The organism is Agrococcus sp. UYP10, assembly GCF_040547205.1.
Lineage (GTDB): Bacteria > Actinomycetota > Actinomycetes > Actinomycetales > Microbacteriaceae > Agrococcus > Agrococcus jenensis.
On record NZ_JBEPPG010000001.1, the window covers coordinates 468,452 to 489,970 of the forward strand.

The window sequence follows — 21,519 nt, forward strand, 5'->3', positions numbered from 1 at the left end:
AGCGCTGCCACGGGCGCCTGACGAGCAGCCGTTGTACCCCGGCCCGGTACGGTGGCAGGGTGTTCACCGCCGATGACGTGCTCGCGCTCACGTTCCCGACCGGGAACTCCTTCGTGTCGGGCTATGCCGTCGACGCGGTCGACCGCTGGCTCGGGCGGGTGGCGGCGACGCTCCGCGCCTACGAGGGACAGCCCGACGGCGAGGCCTTGATGCGCGCCGCCGACGCGCGCGCGGTGCGGTTCCCCGAGCGGCGCGGCGCGGCCTCCTACGAGCCGACGCCGGTCGACGACGCGATCGACATCATCGCCGCGACCCTCGCGATGCACGAGGCCGCCGCCCGGCGCTGACGACCCGGGCGAGGGCGCCGCACCTCGTAGGATCTCGAGGTGACCTCGAACCACTGGATCCTGTCGTTCGTCTGCGACGACCGCCCCGGCATCGTCCACGCGATCTCCGGCGCGATCGTGGCGTGCGGCGGCAACATCACCGAGTCGCAGCAGTTCTCGTCGGCCGACACCGACCGCTTCTTCATGCGCCTGCAGGTCGAGGCGGAGGCCGAGCGCGCCGACTTCGAGGCGTCGCTCGCGCCGGTGGTCGAGCGCTACGGGATGCAGTGGCAGCTCGACGACGTCGGCCGCCCGCTGCGCACGCTCGTGCTGGTCTCGAAGGCCGCCCACTGCCTCAACGACATGCTCTTCCGCCAGCGGGCCGGGCAGCTGTCGGTCGACATCCCGCTGGTGATGGCGAACCACCCCGACCTCGGCGCGCTCGCCGCGTTCTACGACGTGCCGTTCGAGCACGCGCCGGTCGTCGACGCCGCGTCGAAGGCGGCGTTCGAGCGCCGCATCCTCGAGGTCGTCGAGCAGGAGGGCATCGAGCTCGTCGTGCTCGCCCGCTACATGCAGATCCTCTCCCCCGAGCTGTGCGCGGCGCTCGAGGGCAGGCTCATCAACATCCACCACTCCTTCCTCCCCGGCTTCAAGGGCGCGAACCCCTACCGGCAGGCGCACGCGCGCGGCGTGAAGCTCATCGGTGCGACCGCCCACTTCGTCACCGCCGACCTCGACGAGGGCCCGATCATCGAGCAGGAGGTCGTGCGCGTCGACCACGCCCACACCCCCGCGCAGCTCGTCGCGATCGGCCAGGACGAGGAGTCGCGCACGCTCTCGCGCGCTGTGCAGTGGTTCGCCGAGGACCGGGTGCTGCTCGACGGGCAGCGGACGATCATCTTCCGCTGACCGCGCGCGCGGGCGTCACCCGCTGTTCACGCGAAAGTCGGGCGCGGCGTCACCGGCGCTGGCTATGTTGACGGTGTCCCTGCACCTCAACGGAGTGGATCCATGCGCGCACGCACCATGCTCGGCACCTCGACGGTCGCCGCGCTCGCCCTCACGGGCCTCGTCGCCGTCCCGGCGCACGCGGCCGAGCACCCGGTCATCAACGAGTTCTCGGCCGATGTCAGCAGCACCGACGGCGGTGCGGAGTACGTGGAGGTGCTGGGCACCCCCGGCGCCGACCTGAGCGCGACGCACTCCGTGCTCATCGTCAAGGGCGACAACCCGCACGATCAGGCGGGCGAGGTGCTGCAGTCGAACCCGGCGCCGGTGCTCGACGGCGCGGGCTTCGGGCTCGTCAGCTACGCCGAGAACGGCATCCAGAACGGCTCGGTGTCGATCCTCCTCGTCGAGGGCACGGCGACCGTCGGCCAGGTGGTCGACGCCGACCTCGACGGCACGATCGACGCGGGCGTCGGCTTCACGGTCGTCGACGGCGTGGGCGTGCACGACGGCGGCGCCGACGACCTCACGTGGGGCACGCGCCTCGGCGTCGCGTTCGACGGCGCCGCGTTCGATCCGGGCGGCGCGAGCCGCATCCCCGACGGCACCCACACGGAGGCCGCGACCGACTGGGTGCGCAACGCCTTCAGCGGGGCGGGCATCACCGGCCGCACCGGCACGCCGGCACCCGGTGAGGCATGGAACACCCCCGGAGCGCCGAACCGCGTGGCCGAGGTCGAGGAGCCCCCGGTCGACGCGACCTGCGGCTCGGATGCCGTGATCGCGATCGGCGCCGTGCAGGGCTCCGGCGACGCGACCACGATGGGCGGCCAGGCGGTCACCGTCGAGGGCGTGGTCACCCGCACCTTCCAGGGCTCGTCCGCCGTCGCGGGCTTCACGCTCCAGGACGCCGGCGACCGCGACGCCGCGACGAGCGACGCCATCTACGTCGCCGCATCCGGCGCCGCCGTCGCCGAGGGCGACGTCGTGCAGGTCTCCGGCACCGCAGAGGAGAGCTCCGGCCTCACCCGCCTGACCGACGCGACGCTGCTCGACTGCGGCGAGGGCACGCTGCCGGCACCCGTCGCCGTGACGCTGCCGCTCGACGACGCCGAGTCGACCGAGTCGATGCTCGTCACGCTGACGCAGGAGCTCACGATCCTCGAGTACTTCAACTTCGGCCGGTTCGGCGAGGTCGTCGTGGGCACGGAGCGCCAGGTCCAGCCCACCGCGATCGCCGCCCCGGGCTCCGCCGAGGCCGCAGCGGTGCGCGCCGCGAACGCCGCGAACCGCATCACGATCGACGACGGCCGCTCCGCCCAGAACGCCGACCCCGCGATCCACCCCGGCAACCTGCAGCCACTGAGCCTCGAGAACCGCTTCCGCGGCGGCGACACGATCACCGGCATCACGGGCGTGCTCGACTACGCCTTCGGCCTGTGGCGCCTGCAGCCGACCGAGGCGGGCACCTTCGCGTCGGAGAACCCCCGCGAGGCCGCGCCCCAGATCGAGGGCGCGACGCTCGAGGTCGCGTCGTTCAACGTGCTCAACTACTTCACGACGCTCGACAGCCGCGGCGCCGTGACGCCGGAGGAGTTCAACCGGCAGGAGGCGAAGATCGTCGCCGCGATCGACGAGCTCGACTCCGCGATCGTGGGCCTGCTCGAGATCGAGAACAACGACGGGCTCGCGCTCGAGACCCTCGTCGCCGCGCTCAACGAGGTCGCCGGCCCCAACGCCGACGGCAGCGCGCACTGGGCCGGCATCGACACCGGCACGCTCGGCACCGACGAGATCACCACGGCGCTCATCTACCAGCCGGCGCTCGTCGCGCCCGAGGGCGACCACGCCGTGCTGGATTCCTCGGTCGACCCGCGCTTCGACACCTCGGCCAACCGGCCCGCGCTCGCGCAGTCGTTCCGCGACCTCGCGACCGACCGCGTCGTCACCGTCGCGGTGAACCACCTGAAGTCGAAGGGCTCGGCCTGCGAGGGCGACACCGGCACCCCGGAGCAGGGCAACTGCAACGCGGTGCGCACGCTCGCCGCTGACGCGCTCTCCGACTGGCTCGCGATGGACCCGACCGGCGTCGAGACCGACGGCTCGCTCATCATCGGCGACCTGAACTCCTACGACAACGAGGACCCGATCACGACGCTCGAGGCGGCCGGCTACACCGACCTGCTCGAGGAGTTCCAGGGCGAGGATGCCTACACCTACGTGTTCGACGGCCAGATCGGCTACCTCGACTACGGCCTCGCCGACGCCGCGCTCCTGCCCTCCGTGGTCGGCGCCGACGAGTGGCACGCGAACGCCGACGAGCCGAGCATCTTCGACTACACGATGGCATTCAAGGCACCGGCGCAGGACGCGCTCTTCGCTCCGGACCCCTACCGCGCGAGCGACCACGACGCCGTCGTGATCGGCCTCGCCTTCGAGGCGGCCCCGCCGGTCGAGACCGTCGTCGAGACCTACGCGGGCGACGACCGCTACGCCACGAACGTCGAGACGTCCGAGGCGCTGTTCGAGCCGGGCACCGACGTGATCATCGCCTCCGGGCAGGTCTTCGCCGACGCGCTCGCCGCCGGTCCCGCGGCGGCGCGCGCTGACGCGAGCCTGCTGCTGACGCCGACCGACGGCCTGCTGCCGGTCACGGTGGCGGAGCTCGAGCGCCTGCAGCCGGGCACGGTCACGATCGTCGGCGGCACGCCGTCGGTCTCGAGCGCGACCGCCGCGCAGATCACCGAGGTCGTCCCGAACGCCGCGGTCTCCCGCATCGCGGGCGCCGACCGGTACCAGACGGCGGCGCTGATCGCCGAGCGGTACTTCGGCGACGCGACCGAGGTGCTGCTCGCGAGCGGCGAGCAGTTCGCCGACGCGGTGTCGGCGAGCGGCGTGGCCTCGGCCGTCGGCGACCTGCCGGTGCTGCTGACGCCGCGCGCCACGGCGAGCGAGCACACGATCGACGCGATCGAGTCGCTCGGCGCCGGCACGGCGGTGGTGCTCGGCTCGAGCGCGACCGTGACGGACGCCACCGTGCGCGCCTACCGCGCCGAGGGCTTCACCGTGCCGCGCGTCGCGGGCGCCGACCGGTACGCGACGAACGCGCTGCTCGTCGAGCGCCTCGTCACGCCGACCGACGAGCAGGCGATCGCGATCGCATCCGGCACCAACTACCCCGACGCGCTCTCCGCGTCGATGGTGGCGGGCGCGCACAGCGCTCCGGTGCTGCTGGCGGCGAGCACGTGCGTGACGCTCGACGTCGAGGAGCTGATCGCGGCGCTCGCACCGACGACGGTGTACAACGTCGGCGGCCTGCCGACGCTCGCGTCGAACGCGTGGCGCACCGGCTGCTGACGCAGCCCCGCGCCTGTTGAGGGTCTGCGTCCGAGTCGCACTGCACTCGGACGCAGACCCTCGACTCGTCTCAGCGGAAGTCGCGCGACCCGCTCGTCGGCACCTCGAAGCGGTCGAGCTTGTCGGCGAGCAGCGCGATCACGCCCTCCGGGGTGCGCTGCAGCATCCCGCGCACGATGAGCGCCGGCGCGTGCCGCGCCACCTGCCGCGAGTGCGCCCACAGGCCCTTCGAGCAGATGACGTTGAGCATCCCCGTCTCGTCCTCGAGGTTCATGAACGTCACGCCCTGCGCGGTGCTCGGCCGCTGCCGGTGCGTGACGATGCCGGCCGCCTGCACGCGGCGGCCCGGCTCGGCCGTTGCGAGCGCCGTGATCGGCAGCACGCCGCGCTCCGCGAGCATCGCCCGCGCGTACCGCACCGGGTGGTCGTCGGGCGCGACGCCGGTCGACCAGATGTCGAGCGCCACCTGCTCCTCGGCCGACAGCATCGGCAGCAGCGGGGGCTGCAGGCTCACCTGCGAGCCCTCGAGCTGGTCCTCGCGCTCGGTCGATGCGGGGCCGGCGAGCCACAGCCCCTCGCGGCGGCCGACACCGAGGCCGTCGAGCGCGCCGGCGGTCGCGAGCGCCTCGAGCTCACCGCGGTCGAGGTCGGCGCGGCGCGCGAGGTCGTGGATGTCGCGCAGCGGCGAGGCCTCGCGGGCGGCGACGATGCGCGCAGCGGCGGCCTCCCCCATCCCGGTCACGCTCGACAGGCCCATCCGCACCGAGAAGGCGCCGTCGCGGCGATGCCTGGCGCGCGCCGAGAGCGACTCCGACGCCTTCGGCGGCACCGGCGGCTGGTCGCGCTGCAGGCACGCGTCGTCGCCGCGCGGTGCCGGCCGCCCGTGCAGCTCGAGGCCCGCGTCGACGGCCGAGTGCACGACGTCGGGCCGCAGCGTCTCGACGCCGTGCCGCAGCGCATCCGCCACGAGCGTCTGCGGCGACCAGAAGCCCATCGGCTGGCTGCGCAGCAGGCCGGCGAGGAACGCCGCCGGGTAGTGCAGCCGCATCCACGACGAGGCGTAGACGAGCTTCGCGAAGGCGAGCGAGTGCGACTCGGCGAAGCCGAAGCCCGCGAACGCCTCGATCTTGCGGTAGATCGACTCGGCGACGTCGGGCTCGACGCCGTTCGCCGCCATCCCGGCGAAGAGCTTCGCCTTGAGCGCCTCGATGCGCTCGAGCGAGCGCTTCGAGCCGATCGCGCGCCGCAGCTGATCGGCCTCGCCGGCGTCGAAGCCGCCCACCGCGACCGACATCTGCATGAGCTGCTCCTGGAACAGCGGCACCCCGAGCGTGCGCTCGAGCACCGGGATGAGCAGCGGGTGCGGGTAGCTGATCGCCTCGGCGCCCGTGCGGCGACGGATGTAGGGGTGCACGGCCCCGCCCTGGATGGGACCGGGGCGGATGAGCGCGATCTCGACCACGAGGTCGTAGAAGCAGCGCGGCTTGAGCCGCGGCAGCGTCGCCATCTGCGCGCGCGACTCCACCTGGAACACGCCCACCGCATCCCCCTCGCAGAGCATGTCGTAGACGCCGGCCTCCTCCGCCGGGATCGACGCGAGCGTCCACCGCTCCCCCACGAGCTCGGCCGCGAGCTCCATCGTGTGCGAGAGCGCGCCGAGCATGCCGAGGCCCAGCAGGTCGAACTTCACGAGGCCCATCCACTCGCAGTCGTCCTTGTCCCACTGCAGCACCGTGCGGCCCGGCATGCGGGCCGGCTCGATCGGGCAGACGGAGCCGACCGGCTCCTGGGTGAGCACCATGCCGCCGGAGTGGATGCCGAGGTGCCGCGGCGCGTGCAGGAACTCGCCTGCGAGCTCGGTGACGGCGGCCGGGATGCCCGGGGCGTCGGGGCTCGAGTACGACTCGACCGACTTCGACCAGGCGTTCTGCTGGCCGACCGCGTAGCCGAGCGCCTTCGCGGCGTCGCGCACCGCCGACTTCGGCCGGTAGGTGATGACGTTCGCGACCTGGGCGGCGTTGCGGCGGCCGTAGCGCTCGTAGACGTGCTGGATGACCTCCTCGCGGCGGCCCGCGTCGAAGTCGATGTCGATGTCGGGCTCCTCCTCGCGCATCATCGAGATGAAGCGCTCGAACGGCAGCCGGTAGCGGATGGGGTCGACGGCGGTGATGCCGAGGATGAAGCAGACGGCGCTCGCCACCGCGCTGCCGCGGCCCTGGCAGAGGATGCCCTGCGAGTGCGCGAAGTCGGCGATCTCGAACACGATGAGGAAGTAGCCGGCGAAGCCCTTCTGCTCGATGAGCCCCATCTCGTGGTCGAGGCGGGCGGCGACCTCCGGGGTCGGGCGGCCATCGGCCGTCGTGTCGTAGACGCGCGGCAGCCGCTCGTCGACGAGCGCCCGCAGCCAGCTGATCGGCGTGTGCCCATCGGGCACCGGGAAGTCGGGGAGCCGAGGGGATGCGGCGCGCAGGTCGAACGCGAGGGCGCGGCCGAGCGCGGCGGCCGTGTCGACCGCGCCGGGGAACGCGCGGAAGCGTCGTGCCATCACGGCGCCGCTGCGCAGCGACGGCACGCCGCCGGCCGGCAGCCAGGCGTCGAGCTCGTCGATCGAGCGCCGCGCGCGCACCGCGGCGACCGCGTCGCCGAGGTGCTGCTTCGCGGGGCTCGCGACGTGCGCGTTCGTGGTGGCGATGAGCGGCAGCCCGCGCCGCTCGGCGAGGTCGGCGAGCACGCGGTTGCGCTCGAAGTCGCGCGGGTCGCCGATGTCGCTGAGCTCGACCACGACGCGGTCGCGGCCGAAGAGCGACATGAGGCGGTCGAGCTCGAGGCCGGCCCCATCCGCCCCCTCCGCCGATCCGCCGTGCCGCTCGAGCGCCTGCCGCACGCCGCCCTTGCGGCAGCCGGAGAGCACCATCCACTCGCCGTCCGCCGTCTCGGCGAGCCGCTCGAGCTCGAAGACCGGCCTGCCCTTCTCGCCGGGGGCGCCGCGCGCGTCGGTGGTCAGGTACCCGTCGGTGAGCGCCGTCGCGAGCGCCGTGTAGCCGGCAGGGCCGGTCGCGAGCGCCACCAGGTGGCTGCCGTCGGGGTCGGGGATGCCGTTCTGCGGTGCGTCGAGGCCGAGCGTGAACTCGGTGCCGAAGACCGTCGGCAGCCCCGCCTCCGCGGCAGCCTCGGCGAACCGCACCGCCCCGTAGAGCCCGTCGTGGTCGACGAGGGCGAGCGCCTCGAGGCCGAGCGCGCGCGCCTCGTTGACGAGCTCGGCCGGGCTCGAGGCGCCGTCGAGGAACGAGTAGTGCGAGTGGGCGTGCAGCTCGGCGTAGGGCGTGGTGGCGCCGGGCGCGGGCACGCCGATCCGCGGGCGGCGCGCCTCGTCGAGCTCGGCGGGATGCGGCCGGCCGCTGCCGACGTCGCGGTCGGAGAGGATGCCCTCGAGCTCGCGCCAGGGCATCGACGGGTTGTTCCAGCCGGCCATCGCTCCCCTCCTCCTTCCCTGCTTCTCAACGTCGCCAGTGGTCGCTCAAGCGCCTGAGCGGCTCGTGCTACCACCCGCGACGTCGAGGAGGTCAGGCATAGCGGCCCTCGGCGAGCCAGAGGCCGTCGGCCTGCAGCAGCACCCACGCCTCGCCCTCGCCGTCGAGGATCTGCACCCGGTGCACGACGTCGCCGAGGTCGCGGCGGCGGATGGGCCACGGCCCGGCCCAGGCGACGACGCGGCGGCGGGCGGATGCGGGCGGCGAGAACGACACCGGCGCCCCCTCCCGCACGTCGAGCGCCGCGGACTCGACCTGGGCACCGGCGGCGTCGAGCAGCCGCACCGGCAGCGGCGGCCGGAACACGACCGTCGGCCTCGGTGGCGGCAGCGCGCCCGGCCACGGCCCCGCAGCGGGGGCTGGCGCAGCATCGCCCCAGGGCGTCAGCACGCCGCGCTCCGCGAGCAGCCTCCCGCCGCCCGGCGCAGCCGTCAGCACCGCCTCGCGGCCGAGCATCCCCTGCAGGCGCTCGAGCGCGTGCTTCGTGCGGTCGTCGATGTCGCCGCCGCCCCACAGGCCCGGCATGTGCGCGGCGTCCGCGTCGAGCCGCTCGGGGAGCGCCTGCACCTCGACGAGCGGCGAGCCGAGCTCGCTCTCGGTCAGCTGCCAGCGCATCCGGTCGACGATGTCGCCCGCGCGCAGGAAGCCCGGCTGGCGCCAGAGCCGCTCGCTGACGTGCCCTTCCTCGCCGCGCAGCACGATGCGGATCTCGCTGCACACGAGCCGCTGCTCGGCGAGCTGGCGCACGAAGCGCTCGACCGGCTCCCGCACGGCGAGCGCGAGCTCGTGCACCCCCTCGATGCCCGGCTCGAAGGCGAGCCGCAGCACGCGCTCCTCCCCCAGCCCGTCGGCGTCGACGCGTCGGTCGTCCTCGCCGCGCGCGCGGGCGAGCGCGACGAGCCCCGCCTCGCCGAAGCGGTCGCGGATGCTGTCGTCGGGCAGCTTCGCGAAGCCGCCGAGGGTATGCACGCCGAGCCGGTGCAGCATGCCCGGCAGCTCGTCGTCGCCGAGCACCCCCACCGGCAGCCCCTCGAGGAACATGCGGCTGCGGCCGGGCGGCACGATCGTCTCGCCCCTGCCGCCCGCGGCGAGCTCCGCGGCGAAGCGGTCGTCGGCGACGCCGAAGCTCGCCGTCAGTCCGAGCGGCGCGAGCGCGGCACGCACGGCCTCGATCGCCCGCGGCTCGGAGCCGTAGAACCTGCTGGCGCCGCGCATCCGGAACGCGAGCGCCCCGTCGCCGATCGGCTGCGCTGCCGGCACGACGGCGAGCACGGCGCGCACGACGCGCTCGAAGGCGAGCGCCTCGCCCACCGGGTCGGAGGGGGCGAGCGCGAGCAGCGGCGAGGCGGCTTGCGCGTCGCGCACCCGCATGCCGGTGCGCACGCCGTCGGCGCGGGCGCCCTCGTCGCACGCGACGATCCGCATGGCGTGCACGACGGCGCCCGGCGAGCCCTGCTCGCCACCACCGGGCAGCGCGCCGGTCTGGCGCGCGACGACGATCGGCCAGTCGGGCACCCGCAGCACGCCGATGCGGCTGCCGCGCAGGCGCACCGGGTGCGGCGCCGCAGCGCTGCTCGTCGTCTCGATCCCCACACCTCATGATCGAACATACGTTCGATCAGCGTCAAGCCGGTGCGGCGTGGCGCGTCGGGCGAGCTGCGCGTGGTCGCTCCTGCGGCAGCATCGGCAGCCGCCGCTCGCGGACCCCGTTCCGGATGGTGGACCCCAGATCTCGGGTCCACCATCCGGGATCGGGTCCGTGCGGGCCGCGTGCCGCTCGGCAGGTGGCGCGACGGAGCGCGGGACGCGCTGCACGCATCCCGCGCCCGTCACCTGTCAGCGCGTCGCGCGCACGCGGCGCGCGCCCACCACCAGCAGCAGGCCGAGCGCCAGCATCGCGAGCGCCAGCGGCAGGATGCCGGGCTGGTCGAGACCGGTCCGCGGCAGCTGGGCCGCCGAGGCGCCCGAGCTCTGCAGATCGGCGCGGCTGTCGCCGCCGTCGCGCACGGCGTCATCGCCCGGCAGCACCGGGTCCTTCTCGACCTCGGTGCCGTCGCCCGACCCACCGGTGTCGATGGGGGCCGGATCCGTCGGCTCGCTCGGAGCCGTCGGCTCGGTCGGCTCGGTCGGCTCGGTCGGGACCGTCGGGACCGTCGGCTCCGTCGGGACCGTCGGCTCCGTCGGGACCGTGGGGACCGTCGGCGAGGTCGTCGTCGAGCCTGTGCTCGTCGCGTCGCCCACGACGCCGACCGCGTTGCCGCCGATCGTCACGGGAGCGAGCACGTCGAGGTCGATGATCGAGCCGGAGAGCAGCCCGTCGTCGCCCGAGCTGCTGGATGCATCCGCCGCGCCGCCGGTCTCCGACGTGGTCGTCGAGCCCTCACTGACGGCGTCGCCCACCACGCCGATCGCGTTGCCGCCGATCGTCACGGGAGCGACCGCGTCGAGGTCGATGATCGACCCCGAGAGCAGGCCATCCTCGCCTGACGTCGTCGCGCCATCCGAGCCGACTGCCGCCTCCGAACCGGTCATCGCACCCTCGCTCGACGCGTCACCGAGCACGGCGACCGCGTTGCCGCCCGCCGTGATCGGCGCGACCACGTCGGCGACGATCTGCGAGCCGGACAGCACGCCGTCCTCGCCCGAGGTCGTCGCACCATCCGCGCCGCTTGCCGCGCTCGACTCGGTCGTCGAGCCCTCGCTCGACGCGTCGCCCAGCATGGCGACCGCGTTGCCACCCACGGTGATCGGCGCGACCACGTCGGCGACCACCTGCGAGCCGGACAGCACGCCGTCCTCACCCGAGGTCGCAGCCCCGTCCAAGCCGGCAGCCGTGCCCGACTCGGTGCTCGAGCCCTCGCTCGACGCGTCACCGAGCACGGCGACCGCGTTGCCGCCCGCCGTGATCGGCGCGACCACGTCGGCGACCACCTGCGAGCCGGACAGCACGCCGTCCTCACCCGAGGTCGTCGTGCCATTCGAGCCGCCCGCCGTCGTGGCAGACGACTCGACCGTCGAGTGCTCCGACGATGCGTCGCCGAGGACACCGATGGCGTTGCCGCCGATCGTCACGGGTGCGGTGACGTCGGCGAGCGCCTGGGTGCCCGAGAGCAGCCCATCGTCGCCCGAGGTCGCCGCGCCCGACCCGCCCGATCCGGCGGTGGCGCTCGTCGCCGACGAGCGGTCGCTCGACGCGTCGCCGAGGACACCGACGGCGTTGCCGGCGACCGTCACCGGCACGTCGACCGAGACGACGGCAGCCGTGCCCGAGAGCACGCCCTCGAGGCCGGCGGTGCTGACACCGGCGGACGGCGCCGCGGTGCTCGACGACGTGGACGCGTCGGTCGTCTCCGCGTCGCCGAGCAGGCCGATCGCGTTGCCGCCGATGGTGATGGGCGCCGAGAGCGAGATCGCGGCCTCGGTGCCGGATCCGACGCCGTCCGAGCCGTCGGTCCCTGTCGCACTGGCGACGCCAGTGCCCGCGGCCCAGAGGCCGCCTGCGAGCGCTGCGGTCAGCAGCGCGCGCTTCGTGAAGTCGTGCATGGTCATGCCTTCCCTGTTCGAGTGATCAGCCGTCCCGCTCCGGGACGACGGCGTGCCGTGCGCGATGCACGGCCTCGATCGCTCAATCAGGGCTGGCGGCGTGCTCCTCGACCGGGGATGCGGGGGCGCGGTCGAGCTCGATCGCACCGATTTGGCCGGCCGTGAGGCCCGGCAGCAGGATGTCGTGGGTGATCGCCGAGGGCGACGCGGAGCCGCCCGGGCTGCCGCTCGAGCCCGACGGCGCGACGCCGTCGCCGGCGGGCGTGCGCGTGGGCGCGTCGCTGTCCCGTCCGGCGGTCGAAGACGACGCGGCGGTGCCCTCGAGCACCGCTGCGGCCGCGGCGCCATCGCTCGGGCTCACCGATCGCAGGGCGACGGCGAGGCGATCGGATGCGGATGCTCGGACGGCTGCCTCGGACGCGTCGACCTCGGCGCCATCGGCGTCGAGCGCGGGGCCGGCGGGAAGCTCGACGACCGGCGCGGGGCCGGGATCGGCGCCCGGATCGACGCCTGGCCCGGGTCCGACGCCGGGTCCGACGCCAGGACCGGCACCCGGTCCCGCGCCGGGCGCGAGCGGGTCGCGGACGGTGTCGACGATCGGCTCGACGACCTCCTCGACGACGCCGGCGATCGGCGCCTCGCCGAGCAGCTCGCCGACGACCGGCAGGGCACCGAGTGCGCCGTCGACGGTTCCGACGACCGGCTCCGCGACGGGCGCCACGACGTCGTCGACGACGACGCCGATCGCCCGGTCGACGGGCGCGAGCACGGGCTGCAGCGGCTGCAGCACCGGGTCGAGCGCACCGGTGACGGGGGCGACGGCGTCGCGCCCGGCCTCGGCCGCGGCGCCCGGCGCCTGCACGACCGGCCGCACGATCGGCGCCACGGGCTCGACGACCGGCGCCGTGATGGGCTGGATCGCGGCCTCGACGGGGCGGAGCACAGCCTCGACCTCACCGACGAGGGCGTCGACCGGGTCGGTCGCCGTCTCGACGACGCCGCCCACAACACCGCCGAGCCCGCCCAGGAGCCCCGCGTCCTGCTCCGACGCGGTCGCGGCCGATCCGCCGACGAGGAGGGAGAGGGCGACAGCGCCGATCGATGCAGCGCTCGCGGACAGGCCCAGGCGCAGCCAGCGGGACGGTGTCCTCGCGCTGCTCGCCTGCATCGGCGCCTCCGAAGTCGTGACCTTCTTGCGATGACGGTAGGCCTGTCGTGCGGTATCGGCAAGATTTCTCAGGACCTTCTCAGCGAGCGGCCGGAGACGGGGTCAGGCGGCCGGCTGCTCCTCGAGCTCCGGCTCGCGCTCGGGCATCCCCTCGCCGGCGATCGGGATCCGCGCGAGCCTCGGCGCCCCGCCCGATGCGGCTTCGACGACGAGGCTGCCCGCCGCGATCCTGCCGTCGCCGTCGGCGAGCCCCTGCCACTCGGCGCGGACCTGCCGCACGACGGTCGCCGCGTTCGGCCACGGCCCCTCGATCAGCAGCGTCGACGACGCCTGCCGCAGCCGGGCCGCGAGCCGGGCCGCCTCGGTCGGGGCGACCCGGCCAGGCGAGACGGCGAGCACGACCGGCATCGCCTCTGCGAGGCTCGCGACCACGTCGAGCCACGAGCGCCCCGGATGCGGCACGAGCGCCACGCGATCCATGGGCACGCCGAGGTCGCGGGCAGCCTCGAGCCCCAGGTCGGGCATCCCGACGATGGCACCCCACGCCCCGCGCGGCATCGCCGCACCGAGGCACGCGAGCGCGAGGCTCCGCGACTCGATGCTGTGCGCGGCGCCGGAGCGGAGCCGGCGCACGACCTCGTCGAGCCCCGCGGGTATGGGCTCGACGAGGTCGGGCGCGGTGTGCTGGGGCGCTGCCTGCTGCATGCTGCGCAGCCGCTCGCGGAGCGCGTCGACGGTGGCCGTGCGGTCGTCGCCCGCCCGGCGCTCGAGCCTCGTCGACGCCATCCCCATCCTCCTATCTTCGAACATGTGTTCGAACAGGGCAAGCCTGCTCGGCGTGTCGACGGACGTCCCGCGTGGGATGATCGAGCCGCCCCGATCCGATCGGGATCGACCGCGACGAGGAGGCACCATCGTGACCAGCGCCGATGCCCGAAGCGTCGCACGCACCGCTGACGCACCCGACGCATCCCCCTTCCTCTGCGTCACCACGAACCCCGCGATCGACATCACCTACACGATCGACGAGCTGCGGATCGGCACGAGCCACCGCGTGCCGACGGGCCTCGCCCGCGCCGGCGGCAAGGGCGTGAACGTCGCCCGCGTGCTGCACCAGCGGCACGAACCGGCCATCGTCATCGCCCCCATCGGCGGCCCCGTGCACGCGCTGTTCGTGCATGACCTCGACCGCGCGGGCATCCCCCACCGCCTCATCGAGGTCGACGCGCACACCCGTCGCACCACGGCGATCGTCACGCCCGCGGGCACGACCAACCTCAACGAGCACGGCGCAGCGATCGATGCCGCCGACTGGGAGCGGCTGCTCGACATCGTGCGCGACGAGGTGACCGGCGCGCGCGTCGTGGTCTCCTCCGGGTCGCTGCCGCCCGAGACGCCGCAGGGGTTCTGCGCGAGCGTCGTCGAGATCGCGAGGGCCGCCGGCACGCCCGTGCTCGTCGACGTCGGCGGCGAGCAGCTGCCGGTCGCCGTCGCGGCCGGTGCGACGGCGGTCAAGCCCAACCGCCACGAGCTCTTCGACGCGATGGGCGGTACCGACCCGCTCGACGCCGCCCGCCGCCTCGCGGCCCTCGGCACCGGCACCGTCTTCGCGTCGCTCGACGTCGAGGGGATGCTCGCGGTGCTGCCCGACGGCCGCGCCTGGCACGCCGCGCTCGACCTCGTGCTCGAGGGCAACCCCACCGGCGCCGGCGACGCCGCCGTCGCCGCGATCGCGCAGGCGATCACCGAGGGCGCGACGCTCGAGGAGCAGCTCGCGCGGGCGACCGCCTGGTCGGCGGCCGCGGTGCTCGCCGCGCAGGCGGGGTCGATCGCCGACCCCGACGATCTCGGCGGGCGCATCCGCATCACCCCGATCGGCTGACCGCCGTTCATCCAACCGCCACATCGGCGTCGGCATGCCGCTGGTACGGTGTCGCCATGGAGACTCTGCGCCTCGAAGAGCTGTCAGCGGCCAACATCGTCGCGGCCAACGGCATGACCCTCAAGCGGGGTCAAGAGGCGTTCCTGGCGCCGAACGCGCGGCTCGAGGAGTTCGTGAACACCCAGAGCGCGTGGCAGCGGGTCGTCTTCGACGGCGACGAGCCGGTCGCCTTCGTGATGGCGAACTTCGACCCCGAGGTCGACCGCGAGGAGTACCGCTCGAGCGTGCTGCGGATGTACGTGGCCGGCACCTCGCAGCGCAAGGGCGTGGGCAGCTACACCGTCGAGCAGGTCGCCGACGAGGCCCGTCGCCAGGGCTTCGACAGCCTCTACGCCGTCTGGGAGGAAGGCGACCAGGGTCCCGGCAAGTTCTTCCAGGCGGTCGGCTTCGAGCCGATCGGCGAGAACGAGTACGGCGAGGTCATCGGGCGCAAGACGCTCTGACGCGAGGCCGGCGATGCGCGCTGGCGTGCTGCGTCGCACGATCGCCGCGATCGGCATCGCCGCGGTGCTCGCGGTGACGGGATGCGCATCCGCCGCGCCCGAGCGCCGCGACACCGGGATCGCCATGTTCCAGTGGACATGGGACGCGATCGCGGCCGAGTGCCCGACGCTCGGCGAGGCGGGCGTGGCCTGGGTGCTGACCTCCCCGCCGCAGGAGCACGTCGACGGCGCGAGCGTGGGCACCGGATCCGACGGCTCGGAGTGGTGGTGGTCGTACCAGCCGGTGTCGTACCGGGTGGAGTCGCGGCTCGGCACGCGCGACGAGCTCGCGGCGATGACCGCGGCGTGCGACGAGGCGGGCGTCGATGTCTACGCGGATGCGGTCATCAACCACATGGCGGGCGTCGGGTCGGGCACGGGCTGGGCCGGCACCCCGTTCGAGCACTACCGGTACCCGTCGACGGGCGGCGCGGCCGTCTACGACCGCGCCGACTTCCACGACTGCGACCGCACGCCGGACGACGACATCGACGCGTACCGCGAGCCCTTCGTCATCCAGCACTGCGAGCTCGAGGACCTCGCCGACCTCGCGACCGAGTCGGAGCACGTGCGGGCGACGATCGGCGCCTACCTCGACGACCTGCTGTCGCTCGGCGTCGACGGGTTCCGCATCGACGCGGCGAAGCACATCGACCCGGACGACGTCGCGGCGATCGTGGCCGCGCTCCCCGAGGGCACGCCGGTCATCAGCGAGGTCATCCGCGGCGCGGGCGAGCCGGTGCAGCCCGAGCAGTACACGGCCTTCTCGACCGTGTGGGAGTTCGGCTGGGCGGAGCGCGTCGGCGCCTTCGTGCACGACGGGTCAGCGCGGGCGCTCGCCGACCTCTCCCCCGCGTCGTACGGGCTGCTCGAGGAGCAGGCGCGCACCTTCATCGTCAACCACGACACCGAGCGCAACGACGCGACGCTCTCCTACCGCGACGGCGCAGAGCTGTCGGCGGCGACCGCCGTGATGCTCGCCTCGGACGACGGGATGCCGACGCTCTACTCGGGCTACGCCTTCAGCGACCGCGACCAGGGGCCGCAGCTCGAGCCCGACGGGTCTGTGTCGGATGCGTCGTGCACGGGTGAGGAGCACCCCGACGTCGTCGCCGGGGACGGCTGGGCCGATCGGGCATGGGTGTGCCAGCACCGCTGGCCTGGCACGCTCGGGCTCGTCGCGTGGCGCTCGCGGGTCGTGGACGCCCCGCTGACGGCGGTGGAGGCGCACACTCGCGACGGCATGCTCGGCGCCGCGGTCTCCTACGCGCGCGGCAGCACCGGCCTCGCCGTGGTGAACGTCTCCGAGCATCGCCTGGTGCTCGCCGTGCCGACCGCGCTGCCCGACGGCATGTACTGCGATGCCGCCCGGCCCGGATGCGTGCGCATCGGCGTCGAGGACGGCGAGGCGGGCATCGCGCTCGAGCCCTGGCAGGCGGTCGCGATCGACCGCTTCACGCGCCCGTAGCCGACGCATCCGCCGGCGACGCGCCCGTTGAGGGTTTGCGTCCGAGTTGCTGCCAACTCGGACGCAAACGCTCAACCGGCCGGATCAGACCAGCGACTCGCGCCAGGCGCGGTGCAGCGACGCGAACTTGCCGCCCGCGGCGATGAGCTCCGCGGGGCTGCCGTCCTCGATGATGCGCCCGTGCTCCATGACGAGCACCCGGTCGGCGATCGCGACGGTCGAGAGCCGGTGGGCGATGATGATCGCGGTCCGGTCGTCGAGCAGGGTCGTGAGGCCCTCCTGCACGAGCCGCTCCGACGGGATGTCGAGCGACGCCGTGGCCTCGTCGAGGATCAGCACGCGCGGGTCGGCGAGGAAGGCGCGGGCGAACGACAGCAGCTGCCGCTGGCCGGCGCTCACGCGGCCGCCGCGCTTGTTCACGTCGGTGCCGTAGCCGTCGGGCAGCGCCATGATGAACTCGTGCGCGCCGACCGCGCGGGCTGCCGCCTCGATCTCCTCGTCGCTCGCGCCCGGCTTGCCGAGCGCGATGTTGTCGGCGACGGTGCCCGAGAACAGGTACGCCTCCTGGGTCACCATCACGACCGCGCGCCGCAGGTCGTCGTTCGAGAGCTCGCGCAGGTCGACGCCGTCGAGCTTCACCGAGCCCTCGGTCGGGTCGTAGAAGCGCGAGACGAGCTTCGCGAGCGTCGACTTGCCGGCGCCCGTGGTGCCGACGAGCGCGATCGTCTGCCCCGAGGGGATGTGCAGGTCGAAGTCGGGGAGCACGACCTTGCCGCTGCTGTACGAGAACTCGACCGCGTCGAAGTCGATCTGGCCGCGCGACTCCGGCAGCGCCTTGGGCGCACCGGGCTCGCGCACCGTCGGCTCCTCCTCGAGCATGCCGGAGATCTTCTCGAGCGCCGCCGATGCCGACTGGTAGCCGTTGAAGAACATGCCGATGCCCTGGATGGGCTGGAAGAAGTTGCGCGCGTAGAGCGCGATCGCGAGCAGCACGCCGACCTGCAGCGACCCCTCCGCGACCCGCAGGCCGCCGACGAGCACGAGCGTCGCGATCGTGACCGCGCCGATCGCCATGATGCCGGGCTCGTAGATGCCGAAGATGTTGATCGTGCGGTAGTTGGCGTCGCGGTAGTCGTCGACCCGCTCGTCGAACTCGCGCTGGTTCGCGGGCTCCTTGCGGAAGGCCTTGACGGCGCGGATGCCCGTCATGGTCTCGACGAAGTGCACGATCATGCGTGCGCTCGTCGTGCGCGTCTCGCGGAACAGCAGCGTCGAGCGCACCTGGAACCAGCGGGTGAGGATGATCGCCGGGATGAGCGCGATGCCGATGATGAGGCCCGACAGCGGGTCGAGCACCGTCATCGCGACGCCCGTGAACGCCATGAAGAGCACACCGCGCACGAGCTCGTTGAGCCCCTCGTCGAGCAGGTCGCGGATCGCCTCGAGGTCGCTCGTCTGGCGAGCGATGATGCGGCCCGACGTGTAGGACTCGTGGAACTCGAGGCTCAGTCGCTGCGCGTGCGCGAAGAGCCGGCGGCGCAGGTCGAACAGCACCGTCTGGCTGATGCGCGCGATGCCCACGGTGTAGAAGTACATGAGCACGCCGGCGAGCACCGCGGCGACGATGTAGGCGATCGTGGCGACCCACAGGGGCATCCAGTCCGCGCGCTCCATGATCGACGGCAGGCCGGTGTCGATGCCGTAGGCGATGAGCATCGGGCCGGCGATGTTCGCCGCGACCGCGACGATCACGAGCACCATCGTGACGACGACGCGCCACAGGTGGGGGCGCAGCAGCGTGCCGAGCAGCTTCCGCGAGCGCGCGCGGATGGCCTTCGACTCGGCCTTCGTGTAGTCGGTGCGGTCCTCGCCCTGCACGCCGTAGACGCTCATCGCGACACCTCCTCGTCCTGCTCCTGCTCGAGCTCGCGCTCGAGCGCATCCACGTCGATCACCTGCATCGAGCCGGTGACGGCATCGATGCTCCTGCGGTCGAGCTCGGCCTCCTCGAGGCTCGAGATCACGTAGCGGTAGTGCTCGTTGCGCGCGAGCAGCTCCGAGTGCGTGCCGACGTCGTCGATGCGGCCGTCGCGCATGAGCGCGACGCGGTCGGCGAGCTGCACGGTGCTCGGGCGGTGGGCGACGATGAGCGCCGTCGTGCGGTCGAGCACGCTGCGCAGCGCCTCCTCGACCTGCGCCTCGGTCTCGACGTCGAGCGCCGAGAGCGGGTCGTCGAGCACGAGCACCGCGGGGTCGGCGGCGACGGCGCGGGCGAGCGCGAGGCGCTGGCGCTGGCCGCCCGAGAGCGAGAGGCCCTCCTCGCCGATCTGCGTGTCGAGGCCGTCGGGCAGGTCGCGGATGAACCCGGCCTGCGCGATGTCGAGCGCGCGGTCGAGCACGTCGTCCGACGCATCCGGCACGCCCATCAGCACGTTCTCGCGCACGGTCGCCGAGAAGAGCGTCGCGTCCTCGAACGCCATCGCGACGTGCGTGCGCAGCTCCGAGAGCGACAGGTCGCGCACGTCGACGCCGTCGAGCAGCACGCGGCCGCCGGTGACGTCGTAGAGGCGGGCGGGCAGCGCGGTGAGCGTCGTCTTGCCGGAGCCGGTGATGCCGATGAGCGCCATCGTCTCGCCCGGCTCGAGCGTGAGCGTCGCACCGTCGACGAGGTCGCGCTCGTGCGGCTGCGCGTCCTGGTAGCGGAAGTGCACGTCGTCGAACACGAGCCGGCCGCGCGGCTGCGCGATGGTCGTCGGCGCCTCCGGGTCGACGATCGTGTTCTCGCTGTCGACGATCTCGTGGAAGCGGCGCGAGGCGTTCGACGCGTCGATGAGGAAGGCGAAGAGGAAGCCGATCGACTCGATGGGCCAGTTGAGCACCATCGCCACGGCGAAGAACGCGAAGAGCGTGCCCACCGAGAGCTGACCGGTCGCGGCGAGCCAGACGCCCAGGAAGAGGCAGACGGCGTACGAGACGTACGGCACGATCGTCAGCCACATCCACAGGTGCCCGTCCATGCGGGCCTTGTCGATCTCGGTCTCGCGCAGGTTCGACGCCTGGTCGGTGAAGCCCTCGAGCGCGTGGCGGCCGCGGCCGAACGCCTTGAGCACGCGGATGCCGTGGATCGACTGCTCGACGGTGGTCGCGAGGTCGCCCGCCTGGTCCTGCGCCGAGCGGGAGATCGTGAAGTAGCGGCGCTCGAAGCGCAGCGCGACGAAGACGATCGGCGCTGAGAGCACGACGAAGGCGCCCGCGAGCACCGGGCTCCAGAAGAAGAGGATGACGATGCCGACGACGAGCGTGATCGCGTTCACGACGAGCAGCGGCATGCCGAAGGCGATGAAGCGGCGGATCATGCCGAGGTCCTGCACGGCTCGGCTCAGCAGCTGGCCGGACTGCCAGCGGTCGTGGAAGGCGACCGGCAGCGCCTGCAGCTGGCCGTAGAGCGAGCGGCGCATCGCCGCCTCGATCTGGGTCGAGGGCAGCGTCACGAGGATGCGGCGCATGTAGACGAAGAACGCCTCACCGAGCGCGAGCAGCAGGATCGCGAGCGCGACCGGCCACACGGCGGATGCGTCGGACTGCGCGAGCGGCCCGTCGACGAGCGCGCGCATGGCGATCGGCGTCGCGAGGCTCAGCAGCGCCGAGATCAGCGCGGCGACCGTGCCGAGCACGAGGCGCGGCAGCACCGGGCGCAGGAACGGCAGCAGCCGGGCGAGCGCGGACAGGTGGCTCGCGGTCTCGGGCTGGGCAGCTGGCTGCTCGGTCGGAGGCTGCGCGGGCGGGGACTGCTCGGGCGGGGGCGTCGAGGACATGAGGGCGATCCTTCGCGGTCGCGGGCGTCGTGGGCCCGCGGTGCTGATGCGACCGGTGGGTCGCGATGGTGGTGCTGCGTCCGACCTCGGCGGTCGACGCGTGCGAGCGAGGCTCGCGACGGGCTACGAGGCCCTCCTGCTACCGGCGTCCGCCGACGTCGGTGCGGGCGAGGAGGGCGCGGGCGGCAGCGATCGGAGCGTTCGTCGTCGTGCTCATGGCATCCTCCTCGGTCGGCCGCGACGGGATGGCGCGGACAGCCTTCCATCCTAAGCAGTCCCTGCGCGACGCGTCTAGCCCCTCAGCCGCGAGTCGCCCGTCACAGCGACGCGAGCAGGCGGTCGGCGTCGCGCGGGCGGGCCAGCAGCAGCACTGGCGGCGCGGACGCGTCCGACTGCCACCGGCGCATCCGCTCGCGCTTCGACCGCCACGAGCGGAAGTGCCAGCCGATGATCGAGTCGCGCGCGAGCGCGAGCCGGAGCGTCTCGACGTTGCCGTTGCAGACGCGCTCGCGGGTGCGGATGCGGCGGGCGGTGCGGCGGACGAGTCGCGCGAGCGAGACCAGGCGCGCGTAGTCGAGGCCGACGATGACGTCGACGCTCGCGAGCGCGTGCTCGTTGTGGAAGCCGTAGACGGTGTCGAGCACGAACGCGTCCCCTGCGAGGATCGGCAGCACGCTCGCGTCGATCTCGTCGCGCGAGCGCTGCACCCAGCCGGGCGACCAGCACAGGTCGTCGACGAGCGTGACGGGCAGCCCGAGCCGCTCCCCGAGCGCGACCGCCATCGTCGACTTGCCCGAGCCGGTAACGCCGAAGCAGAGGATGCGGCGCGCGCGGCGGACGTCGTCGACGGTGCCTGCGCTCACGGCAGCCAGGCTAGCGACGCGGGCCGTCGCGCGGGGGCGGCGTCCCGCGACGGGTGGGGCTGCCCGCGACGGGT

Annotated in this window: 14 protein-coding genes; 6 read left to right on the top strand and 8 right to left on the bottom strand. The window is 73.5% G+C overall.

The annotated features are described in order from the left end of the window. Nucleotides 1-59: 59 nt before the first annotated feature. The 3 genes from ABIB37_RS02320 (at nucleotide 60) to ABIB37_RS02330 (ending at nucleotide 4,634) form a co-directional block, all read left to right on the top strand. A complete protein-coding gene (locus tag ABIB37_RS02320) occupies nucleotides 60-347 on the top strand; it encodes a DivIVA domain-containing protein (RefSeq protein WP_354256232.1) in 288 nt (95 codons plus the stop codon). Between the two features lie 39 nt (nucleotides 348-386). Next, nucleotides 387-1,238 carry a formyltetrahydrofolate deformylase gene (purU, locus tag ABIB37_RS02325; RefSeq protein WP_354256235.1) on the top strand — a complete coding sequence of 284 codons (852 nt, stop codon included), beginning with the start codon at nucleotides 387-389 and terminating at the stop codon, nucleotides 1,236-1,238. Nucleotides 1,239-1,340: 102 nt separating this feature from the next. Next, nucleotides 1,341-4,634, top strand: coding sequence for an ExeM/NucH family extracellular endonuclease (locus ABIB37_RS02330; RefSeq protein ID WP_354256237.1), 3,294 nt, complete (start codon nucleotides 1,341-1,343; stop codon nucleotides 4,632-4,634). A gap of 70 nt (nucleotides 4,635-4,704) precedes the next feature. Here the strand turns inward: ABIB37_RS02330 and ABIB37_RS02335 are convergent, their stop codons facing one another. The 5 genes from ABIB37_RS02335 to imuA' form a co-directional block, all read right to left on the bottom strand. Beyond that, a complete protein-coding gene (locus tag ABIB37_RS02335) occupies nucleotides 4,705-8,106 on the bottom strand; it encodes an error-prone DNA polymerase (protein WP_354256240.1) in 3,402 nt (1,133 codons plus the stop codon). Between the two features lie 91 nt (nucleotides 8,107-8,197). After that, complete coding sequence (locus ABIB37_RS02340) at nucleotides 8,198-9,757, bottom strand: DNA polymerase Y family protein (RefSeq protein ID WP_354256242.1); 1,560 nt, start codon at nucleotides 9,755-9,757, stop codon at nucleotides 8,198-8,200. 243 nt (nucleotides 9,758-10,000) lie between these two features. Further along, nucleotides 10,001-11,713: a beta strand repeat-containing protein gene (locus ABIB37_RS02345; RefSeq protein ID WP_354256245.1), complete on the bottom strand. Its 1,713-nt coding sequence runs from the start codon at nucleotides 11,711-11,713 to the stop codon at nucleotides 10,001-10,003. A 76-nt stretch (nucleotides 11,714-11,789) separates the two neighbouring features. Continuing rightward, on the bottom strand, nucleotides 11,790-12,875 hold the full coding sequence (locus ABIB37_RS02350) for a hypothetical protein (RefSeq protein ID WP_354256247.1): 1,086 nt from the start codon (nucleotides 12,873-12,875) through the stop codon (nucleotides 11,790-11,792). A gap of 102 nt (nucleotides 12,876-12,977) precedes the next feature. Further along, nucleotides 12,978-13,661 (bottom strand): DnaE2-dependent mutagenesis accessory factor ImuA', encoded by a 684-nt coding sequence (imuA', locus tag ABIB37_RS02355; protein WP_170165573.1) that lies wholly within the window; start codon nucleotides 13,659-13,661, stop codon nucleotides 12,978-12,980. A 130-nt stretch (nucleotides 13,662-13,791) separates the two neighbouring features. On the opposite strand from imuA', the gene ABIB37_RS02360 reads away from it, so the two are divergent. The 3 genes from ABIB37_RS02360 to ABIB37_RS02370 are packed head-to-tail and all read left to right on the top strand — an operon-like array spanning nucleotide 13,792 to nucleotide 16,767. Beyond that, nucleotides 13,792-14,757 carry a 1-phosphofructokinase family hexose kinase gene (locus ABIB37_RS02360; protein WP_354256249.1) on the top strand — a complete coding sequence of 322 codons (966 nt, stop codon included), beginning with the start codon at nucleotides 13,792-13,794 and terminating at the stop codon, nucleotides 14,755-14,757. Between the two features lie 56 nt (nucleotides 14,758-14,813). After that, complete coding sequence (locus ABIB37_RS02365) at nucleotides 14,814-15,260, top strand: GNAT family N-acetyltransferase (RefSeq protein WP_123697143.1); 447 nt, start codon at nucleotides 14,814-14,816, stop codon at nucleotides 15,258-15,260. 25 nt (nucleotides 15,261-15,285) lie between these two features. Further along, nucleotides 15,286-16,767, top strand: coding sequence for an alpha-amylase family glycosyl hydrolase (locus ABIB37_RS02370; protein WP_354256251.1), 1,482 nt, complete (start codon nucleotides 15,286-15,288; stop codon nucleotides 16,765-16,767). Between the two features lie 84 nt (nucleotides 16,768-16,851). Here the strand turns inward: ABIB37_RS02370 and ABIB37_RS02375 are convergent, their stop codons facing one another. The 3 genes from ABIB37_RS02375 to ABIB37_RS02385 form a co-directional block, all read right to left on the bottom strand. Beyond that, nucleotides 16,852-18,660, bottom strand: a complete 1,809-nt coding sequence (locus tag ABIB37_RS02375; protein ID WP_354256253.1) for an ABC transporter ATP-binding protein — start codon at nucleotides 18,658-18,660, stop codon at nucleotides 16,852-16,854. Next, nucleotides 18,657-20,582, bottom strand: a complete 1,926-nt coding sequence (locus ABIB37_RS02380) for an ABC transporter ATP-binding protein (protein WP_354256255.1) — start codon at nucleotides 20,580-20,582, stop codon at nucleotides 18,657-18,659. Before ABIB37_RS02380 ends, ABIB37_RS02375 begins: the two co-directional genes overlap by 4 nt. A gap of 317 nt (nucleotides 20,583-20,899) precedes the next feature. Further along, complete coding sequence (locus ABIB37_RS02385) at nucleotides 20,900-21,445, bottom strand: P-loop NTPase family protein (RefSeq protein ID WP_354256258.1); 546 nt, start codon at nucleotides 21,443-21,445, stop codon at nucleotides 20,900-20,902. Nucleotides 21,446-21,519: the final 74 nt, after the last annotated feature.

Coding starts and splice junctions, on each gene's coding strand:
- ABIB37_RS02330 (WP_354256237.1), top strand. CDS start 1,341: ATGCGCGCACGCACCATGCTCGGCACCTCGACGGTCGCCGCGCTCGCC.
- ABIB37_RS02335 (WP_354256240.1), bottom strand. CDS start 8,106: ATGGCCGGCTGGAACAACCCGTCGATGCCCTGGCGCGAGCTCGAGGGC.
- ABIB37_RS02345 (WP_354256245.1), bottom strand. CDS start 11,713: ATGACCATGCACGACTTCACGAAGCGCGCGCTGCTGACCGCAGCGCTC.
- ABIB37_RS02350 (WP_354256247.1), bottom strand. CDS start 12,875: ATGCAGGCGAGCAGCGCGAGGACACCGTCCCGCTGGCTGCGCCTGGGC.
- imuA' (WP_170165573.1), bottom strand. CDS start 13,661: ATGGCGTCGACGAGGCTCGAGCGCCGGGCGGGCGACGACCGCACGGCC.
- ABIB37_RS02365 (WP_123697143.1), top strand. CDS start 14,814: ATGGAGACTCTGCGCCTCGAAGAGCTGTCAGCGGCCAACATCGTCGCG.
- ABIB37_RS02375 (WP_354256253.1), bottom strand. CDS start 18,660: ATGAGCGTCTACGGCGTGCAGGGCGAGGACCGCACCGACTACACGAAG.
- ABIB37_RS02380 (WP_354256255.1), bottom strand. CDS start 20,582: ATGTCCTCGACGCCCCCGCCCGAGCAGTCCCCGCCCGCGCAGCCTCCG.